This is a genomic window from Celeribacter marinus, from assembly GCF_965656515.1.
Taxonomy (GTDB): Bacteria; Pseudomonadota; Alphaproteobacteria; order Rhodobacterales; family Rhodobacteraceae; genus Celeribacter; species Celeribacter marinus_D.
Genome location: NZ_CBFHKW010000016.1, coordinates 49,816 through 52,047, shown reverse-complemented (window position 1 = coordinate 52,047; position 2,232 = coordinate 49,816). Strand labels below are relative to the sequence as shown.

2 protein-coding genes are annotated in these 2,232 nt (G+C 57.8%); one reads left to right on the top strand and one right to left on the bottom strand.

Features of this window, described 5'->3' with window-relative positions; translation table 11 throughout:
* On the top strand, positions 1–537 hold a 537-nt coding region (locus ACTG34_RS05810; RefSeq protein ID WP_439104037.1), incomplete at its 5' end, for a DMT family transporter.
* On the opposite strand, the gene ACTG34_RS05805 is transcribed toward ACTG34_RS05810, so the two are convergent.
* The coding region (locus tag ACTG34_RS05805) for a lytic transglycosylase domain-containing protein (protein ID WP_439104036.1) at positions 524–2,232 on the bottom strand (1,709 nt) is incomplete at its 5' end. The genes ACTG34_RS05810 and ACTG34_RS05805 overlap by 14 nt on opposite strands.

Genomic DNA, 2,232 nt, shown 5'->3' with positions numbered 1-2,232 from the left:
CGGGTTGGATGGCGGCGCTGGCTATCCGTTGCGATCGGCTTTTTCGGTGTGATGATTATCCTCATGCCAGATGGTGACGTTTTCTCGCCAGCCGTCATTTTCCCGTTGGCCTCCGCCGCGATGTTTGCACTTTACGGCCTGCTCAACCGCTACGTCTCGCGTAAAGATACCGCTGCGGTGACCTTTTTCTATACGGGGATTTCGGGGGCGGCCGTCATGACGCTGATTGGCGTGTGGTTTTGGGAGCCTATGAGCCTGAACGATTGGACGTGGATGATAACACTGTGCGCGTCTGCGATTGTTGGCCATTACCTGTTGATCCGCGCCTACGAATTGTCCGAAGCCTCCGCGATCCAACCCTTTGCCTACCTGCAATTGGCGTTTGCCTCAGGCGTTGGGGTCGTTTTCTTTGGAGACATCATCCGCCTCAACGTGGCCATTGGCACAAGCATCGTGGTGGGCGCGGGCATTTTTGCCCTCGTGCGCGCCCAATTGGCCGCGCGCCGCGCCAGAAGCGGAGCGCCTACTGCGCCTTGAGGTCTGTAGACAGCGTGATCGTGCGCGTGTCGCCAGTTAGGCGCGCGTGATACACAGGAACGCTTTCGGCCACACGCATCACGTAGTTGCGGGTTTCTCGAAACGGGATGTGTTCGATCCAGTCCACGGCGTCCACCTTACCGCCGCGCGGATCACCGTAGCGCTCGATCCAATCGCGCGCCCGTGTTGGACCCGCATTATACCCCACCGCCACAAGGGGGAGATTATTGCCAAACTCCTCAATCAATTGCGCAAGATACGCAGAGCCAAGCCGCGCGTTGAGCACGGGATCAGCCAAATCATTTTCGACAAAGCCCTCGACCCCCAGTTTGGCCGCCATTGCCTCCCCCGTGCGTGGCATCAATTGCATCAACCCACGCGCGCCAACATAGGAGCGCGCATTTGCGTAAAACTCGCTTTCGCGCCGCGCAATCGACAGGGCAAGTTCAGGCTTCACAGGTAAATCCGCTTTGGCCATGTCATGCAGGGGATAATAAGCGCGGTTCAAAACAATGCCCTGATCCGCGGCAAATTTGGCGACGAGAACCGCAAGATAGGGATCGTGATCTAGCGCCAGATCGGAGAGTTGGCCCAACTCTTGTGGTGTCAGGCTTTCCCCTAAGTGGCGCATGAACCGAGCGGCTTGCGGTAAATCACCTACCTCTTCGAGAAGCAATGCAGCCTGAAGCACGGAGGACGACATGAATGATGCCGACATGTAATCGGCAAATCGCGCCTCTCCGGTGAGCGCGGGATCAAGTGGCAGACTCGCACGTTCCGCCGATAGCAAGCCGTAAAAGGAGGTTTGAAACTGCGCGCCAAATGTATACGCCGCAAGAGCATCATCCTTTGCCCCGAGGGCTTCCAAAGCACGGCCTTCCCAATACCCTGCACGCCCCAATGAAATCGGTGTCGCTACGGACACACGGAACCGGTTGAAGTGGTCCAGCGCAATAAGCGGCTCATCAAGGTAGCGCAGCGCGATATAGCCCGCGAGCCATTCGAGGTCCGCATAGTGATCTTCGTTCGGGGTCAGAAAATGGCGCGAGGCCGCAGAGTAGGCAATTTGTGCTTTGCCATCGCGCATCATTTGGCGCGCCAAAGAGCGACGTCTATCGCCCCACGTGATTGGATCGCCAAGTGCCGCACGCGATGTCGATTGTTGCAGCATAAGCGTTACCGCATCGTCGTAGCGCCCTTTGCGTGCGCGCCACTGAAACCGTTCAAACGCTAAAATGGGCTCTTTGGACAATGCGGGGGGAACTGCCTCGATCGCCGCATCGACACCGTTGGCGTCCGCATCCAGCTTTTGCGTTGCATCAATCAGCGCGTTCCAGCCCTGAGGGAGATAGGGGACGAGACGAGCGGCATCTTTAAACTTGCCTTGCCACAACAACATCCGCGCGCGGTCAGCATGGTGTGCGGTCAGTTGCGCGGGAAACTGCATCAACAATTGGCTTTCGCTCTCGCTATCCAGAATGAGCGTTTGCCATGCAATCACGGCTTGGGCCTGTGCGTCCCCATCTGCACCGATCAATTGGTACGCGCGCGCCAAATGGACGGTTCCGCCGCCTGTCTGTGGGGCATGGGCCGTAAAGTAGGCAACGATATCGCGCGGATTTATAGCATCCGAAATAGACGCCTCGCATTTCTCGGCCAAAAGCGGCAGCCCTGGCCAGTCGTCATTGCGATCTA